10 protein-coding genes are annotated in these 5,250 nt (G+C 43.0%); all 10 read right to left on the reverse strand.

The window, feature by feature from the left end:
• Nucleotides 1-328: 328 nt before the first annotated feature.
• The 10 genes from HF974_12345 to HF974_12390 all read right to left on the reverse strand — a co-directional run bounded on the left by HF974_12345 (nucleotide 329) and on the right by HF974_12390 (nucleotide 5,208).
• Entirely contained in the window at nucleotides 329-562 is a 234-nt protein-coding gene (locus HF974_12345; GenBank protein MBC2699099.1) for a hypothetical protein, read from the reverse strand.
• Nucleotides 563-570: 8 nt separating this feature from the next.
• Nucleotides 571-1,377: a dTDP-4-dehydrorhamnose reductase gene (rfbD, locus tag HF974_12350; protein ID MBC2699100.1), complete on the reverse strand. Its 807-nt coding sequence runs from the start codon at nucleotides 1,375-1,377 to the stop codon at nucleotides 571-573.
• Nucleotides 1,350-2,303 (reverse strand): dTDP-glucose 4,6-dehydratase, encoded by a 954-nt coding sequence (gene rfbB / locus HF974_12355; protein ID MBC2699101.1) that lies wholly within the window; start codon nucleotides 2,301-2,303, stop codon nucleotides 1,350-1,352. The genes rfbD and rfbB overlap by 28 nt, the downstream gene beginning before the upstream one ends.
• 8 nt (nucleotides 2,304-2,311) lie before the next feature.
• Nucleotides 2,312-2,788 (reverse strand): dTDP-4-dehydrorhamnose 3,5-epimerase, encoded by a 477-nt coding sequence (locus HF974_12360; protein MBC2699102.1) that lies wholly within the window; start codon nucleotides 2,786-2,788, stop codon nucleotides 2,312-2,314.
• Nucleotides 2,789-2,893: 105 nt separating this feature from the next.
• Nucleotides 2,894-3,091, reverse strand: a complete 198-nt coding sequence (locus HF974_12365) for a hypothetical protein (GenBank protein ID MBC2699103.1) — start codon at nucleotides 3,089-3,091, stop codon at nucleotides 2,894-2,896.
• Between the two features lie 3 nt (nucleotides 3,092-3,094).
• On the reverse strand, nucleotides 3,095-3,283 hold the full coding sequence (locus HF974_12370) for a hypothetical protein (GenBank protein ID MBC2699104.1): 189 nt from the start codon (nucleotides 3,281-3,283) through the stop codon (nucleotides 3,095-3,097).
• A 37-nt stretch (nucleotides 3,284-3,320) separates the two neighbouring features.
• The gene (locus tag HF974_12375; protein MBC2699105.1) at nucleotides 3,321-3,482 is read right to left on the reverse strand and encodes a hypothetical protein; all 162 of its coding nucleotides are present in this window, start codon (nucleotides 3,480-3,482) and stop codon (nucleotides 3,321-3,323) included.
• A 591-nt stretch (nucleotides 3,483-4,073) separates the two neighbouring features.
• On the reverse strand, nucleotides 4,074-4,469 hold the full coding sequence (locus tag HF974_12380) for a type II toxin-antitoxin system VapC family toxin (GenBank protein MBC2699106.1): 396 nt from the start codon (nucleotides 4,467-4,469) through the stop codon (nucleotides 4,074-4,076).
• Complete coding sequence (locus HF974_12385) at nucleotides 4,453-4,671, reverse strand: antitoxin family protein (protein ID MBC2699107.1); 219 nt, start codon at nucleotides 4,669-4,671, stop codon at nucleotides 4,453-4,455. The genes HF974_12380 and HF974_12385 overlap by 17 nt, the downstream gene beginning before the upstream one ends.
• A gap of 198 nt (nucleotides 4,672-4,869) precedes the next feature.
• Nucleotides 4,870-5,208 carry a hypothetical protein gene (locus HF974_12390; GenBank protein ID MBC2699108.1) on the reverse strand — a complete coding sequence of 113 codons (339 nt, stop codon included), beginning with the start codon at nucleotides 5,206-5,208 and terminating at the stop codon, nucleotides 4,870-4,872.
• Between the last annotated feature and the right edge of the window lie 42 nt (nucleotides 5,209-5,250).

The following is a 5,250-nucleotide window of genomic DNA, read 5'->3' on the forward strand; positions in this document are numbered from 1 at the left end:
AACACTGATACATTCACTTCCGTGGGAAGTGAATGCCTGCTACGCCTTAAGGGCGTGCAGGTTACGCAGATGCAACCTTAAATCAGCGTTAATCTGCGTTAATCAGCGTCTTGAAAATAACTGAAAAACATAACCGTGTCTGATCATATATCTTGCGATATTGTATGGTTGACTTGACACCAGGTCATTTGTATTTAATGCTTTTTTCGTATCCCTTTCAAAAAGTAGGGTAATAAAATTTGTATAAATCATTGTTCATATTTATCTGTGGCTATTATTTTTTCCATCTGATTTAAAGTGGATACCTTTTTTCAGCTATTTCAATTCCTCAGTTGAACCTTTCATAACTGATGCCAGATCTGACATGATACTTTTCAAGCTCCAGCATTTTTGCCAATCTTTCCTTACTAATCCTACCGCTGGAATACTGGTCCACAAGATATGATCCGGCTCCCTTCCTCAACATCTGTTTAAAGATAGAGACCTTATCAATATGCTCACCCTTTGCCCGCTGGTTCAGGATTGTTTCGATCTTCTTTAAAACATCTATTATAATAGTCATCATAAACCCTAGATTTTAGTTTTCAGATAATCTTTAAGTGCATCCTTCCAGTGGCGCATTGGTTCGGTCTTTCTATTCACAAGGACAGAATATTTTGGACGTTTTGCTTTCCTTATAAACTCATTGCTACTGCAGGGAACGATATTAGGAATAACGGCACTGGCAAACTCGTACCAGGAACATACCCCTTCGTTTGTGATATGGTATATCCCAGCCCCCAACCCGATGATCTCAGCCGTTTTCTGTGCCAGATCTGCCGTGTAAGTGGGCTTGCCGAACTGGTCATCCACCACCCTCACCTCATCCATCCCCGGAGACAGGTCCAGCATAGTGTCCACAAAATTCCTGCCATGCCTGCCGAACAGCCAGGAGGTCCTGATGATAAGGTAATCATTCATATGTTCCACGATATTCTGTTCTCCCAGCAGTTTTGACCGACCATAGACATTGATGGGATTAGTGTCATCCGATTCCAGGTATTCCTGCCTGGTCCCGTCAAACACATAATCAGTGCTGAAATGGATCAATCTTGCATTCATGTTCCGGCAGGCCCGTGAGATGTGTTCAAGGGCTTCACCGTTCACCTGGCAGGCATGCTCCACATTATCCTCACAGCCGTCCACATCGGTATAAGCTGCCGCATTGATCACCACATCGGGTCCCGTCTCCCGGATGGCTTGTTTCACCTGTGCGGTGTCGGTAATATCAAGGTCCGCTCTGCCAAACAGTGCAGCCTCAGGGAACACCTGCTGCAGGTCATGCCCCAACATCCCGTAAGCACCAAATATCACTGTTTTAACGGTTCCCACCACCATCTGTTCTCCATATACCATTTCACAGTGGATTTTAGTGCCTTATCAAAATCATATCCAGGTTTCCAGCCCATCCCCCTTAATTTCGTGCAGTCCAGGGAATATCGCAGGTCATGACCTTTCCGATCCTCCACAAACTCTATGCTGGATTCATCCCGTCCCAGCATCTCCAGTATCCTATGTGTGATCTCTAGATTGGTCAATTCACTTCCGCCGCCGATATTATAGATATCTCCACTTCGCCCGTGGTTGAATACGAAATCAATTCCCAAGCAGTGGTCATCCACAAAGATCCAGTCCCTCACATTCAATCCGGTGCCATATACAGGCACCTTTTTCCCTTCCATCAGGTTGGTGATGAACAGGGGTATCAATTTTTCAGGATATTGGTACGGCCCGAAATTATTCGTGCACCTGGTTATAGTCACAGGCAACCCGTAGGTGATATAGTACGACATTGCCAACAGGTCTGATCCTGCCTTACTGGCAGAATACGGACTTGACGGTTCAAGTGGGTCTTCCTCGGAAAAGGAACCTTCATCAATGCTCCCGTAAACCTCATCAGTGGACACATGGATGAACTTATTCACACCTGATTGCAAAGCACAGTTCAGTAAGGTATTTGTGCCCAGTACATTTGTTGTGACAAATACAGAACCATCCTTGATGGAACGGTCAACATGGCTCTCGGCAGCGAAATGGACAACTGCATCCGTTCCTTCCATAGCTTTATTGACCACACCAGGATCGCAGATATCACCTTTAATGAACGTATATCCCGGATTCGTGATATCTTGCAGGTTATCCGGGTTTCCCGCATATGTGAGTTTATCAAGATTAGTGATCCTGGTATCCGGGTAGCGTTTGAACATCATCCGGATATAATTGCTTCCGATGAATCCAGACCCACCCGTTACCAGGATCTTCATAATAGCCCTTATCCGTGTTTTAAGCTGGGATCCAGTCCCCAGTCGTAAGGGATCTCTTTAGTATCTGGTGGAAGCCTGTACTCATCGGGCTCCTGGTAATTATAGGGAAGAGTTGGCACACTTAAGAAAAAGGCGGTTTGGGTACCAACACCCTTGAAACCGTGGTAGACCCCAGGAGGTACGCTGATCAAGATGGGATTCTTCTCCCCGATAAAGAATTCCATTATATTACCATTTGTATCAGAGTCTTCCCTGGCATCATATAATGCTACCTTCATCATACCAGAGACACAGGTGAAGTTGTCTGTCTGTTTTTTGTGGTAGTGCCAACCTTTCACGACTCCTGGATATGCTGTAGTAATATATACCTGGCCGAACTGCTGGTAAATATCATCATCATTGCGTAGTATCTCCATAAGCCAGCCCCGTTCATCAGGGATAACTCGCAGGTTTTTGGTTTTTATACCTTCAATATGCTCATCCATGAATTATCAGCTCAATTAATTTTATTTCATTCATTTAGTTTGGTATTATATCAAACATTTTAAAATATGTGTTGTCATCTTCTGACAGACGATCCTGTTTATTCCTTATCGTATTTTCCAGAGGATGTTCCAGTTCATCAAACCATACCCGCTCATATCATCCGAGTTCCCCAACCTGTCATGTTGCATTAAATGCCCAACCCCCTGCCTCTTACCCTCATGCATCACCGGGCTCATCCTTGTAATCTCCAGGCGGGTACCAGTGTTGATAGCGATTTTTACCTGGATATTCCTCGTAAACATTTTCTAGATATCTGAAACATGCTTATTCACTAACTTTTGTGCATCAGATCCCGCCCCGTCCCTGGAGGCAGTCACCCCACTGTCCATCCTTTCCAGGCATCCCAGGGTACAACACTCTACCTTGTGCGCCGCCTCCCGGAGTACCACGAACTGCTTACCGCAGACCGGGCAATGTTTTGTTACATATTTCATAACACACCATAATTATTTAAGTTTAAACGTAATTGTGTCAAAATTGCATATATACTTTATCATTTTTTGTGGCTGTCAGACATTTTATTGCTGTAACATTATCAAGTATTGTGTTCACTTGCCTGAAAACTACATCTGCGTTCGTATGAGCTTGCTGCCCCCCTGTGTACCTGACCAGCAGCCAGCTGTGGTGGTTCATATTGCATCGGTTTGGAGGGTCGGGGGATGGAGTAATTTTACAGTGAGTGAGTGGGTGAGTATATCTGCTGGTTATTGGCCGGGGAGCGTTGTAGGCGCAGTCAGTGGCTTTATAAATATATATTATATGTTATTTAAACCACATAGCACACCTAGAGCACAGAGCGTTTTTAGCATTCTCTGTGTCCTCTGTGAACTCTGTGGTTAACATTTGAATGATCTTTTACCCCACCTATTCATCTATGAAACATGCCCCTCTTCTGCTACACTCCCTATGCACTTAACCAGCAGCCAGCCCTGTACTTTCGAGTAGCCTGGGTTCGGGGAATGGATATTTTATATAAGAGCCCTGCACCCGCTGCCTGTAAGGGCGGCAGGGTGCAGCCAACCGTGGTGGTTCATGTGGTATTGGTCTGGAGTGCCAGGGAATGAGTGATTTTAGGCCGGGTGAGTGAGTGAGTATGTCTGCTGGCCATGAGCCGGGAATGGGTGGATATGGCTGTTGAAATATATTATCTGTGTTGCACATATGCTTATCAAAAATTGACTTGCATGAACGTCGTCTATACCAATAAATGAAAAACGAAGTAATTTACCAGTTATAAACATCTAATCCTTCAACATGCTTAAAGTGACCATCCCGGCTGAGAAGTGGAACTTCGAGCTCCAAACATGCTGCTGCAACCCATATGTCATTTTCAGGAATAGGAGTTCCGTTTTTTTTAAGATTGAAACGCACTTTGGCGTAAAGTGTAGCAACTGCTTCATCAACCTGCATAACAAGGGAATACGCTGCGAATTTTTGTATAACCTGTTCATTCTTTTCAGTTTTTGCGCTATTTAAAGCGCCATAAAGTAGTTCACCCAGAACAGTAACTGGTAAAATAATTACATCTGCTTCATCTATAAAAGTACAGACTTCAGAAATACCTTCTCTGTAGGCGATTACAGCGTTAGTATCAACAGCTAACCTACCACTCGCCTTCAATTTTTTCGAACTCCTCATCAATAAGTTTCTGCATTGCAATAGCTTCGTCGTGTGTCATTGTTCCAACTATATCATGCAAACCTTTTTTGACAGGACGTGGGGAAAATATCGCTACCATTCTCTCATGTTCCTTAAGACCTTCAACAGGTCCAAGAGGCTTAAAAACATTATCTTCATAAACAACTTCTATAGCCTTTGTCATAATACTATTTCATTCCTATTGTGTTAATAATTAACATTAGATTTTACTATATATAACCTGTTGGTTGAATGGTTTAAGCCGCCATATTATGAATTACAAACTATTGAAGTTGCATCGGCTTCCTATCGTGTGCCGCCACTGTAAAAATAATGTTGCAAAGTAATTGAATCCATATATAACCGTATCACCCGTTTAAACCTATGGCGTCATTATGGGGTTGGAATTATTTAGTTTAGAAAGCCAATTTTCAACTGAGTATCCGTCTTCAAGTAAGTCTATGAATTCTTTTAGAATATTTGATCTTTTAGTGTCGGAATGTATCATTTCTTTGCATGTGTACGGTCTTATCAGTTTTCTTGATCTTTGAATCTCTTCAGGTGTGATGTCCTGTATTTCTCGAATAAAGTCTTTAACGTCCGATAGTATCTCTTTTACATAAATTTTGTTCTCAATGTTTGAAAAAATTGCTGTTAGCGCACCATATTGGGCCATTTCATTTGTTGTTCTCGTTCTTCCGGTTCGTCTTCGTATGTGCATTCTGCTCCATCTGTGACTGCGTTCTTCAATGTTGTTGTCTCG

Source organism: ANME-2 cluster archaeon, assembly GCA_014237145.1.
Classification (GTDB): domain Archaea; phylum Halobacteriota; class Methanosarcinia; order Methanosarcinales; family Methanocomedenaceae; genus Methanocomedens_A.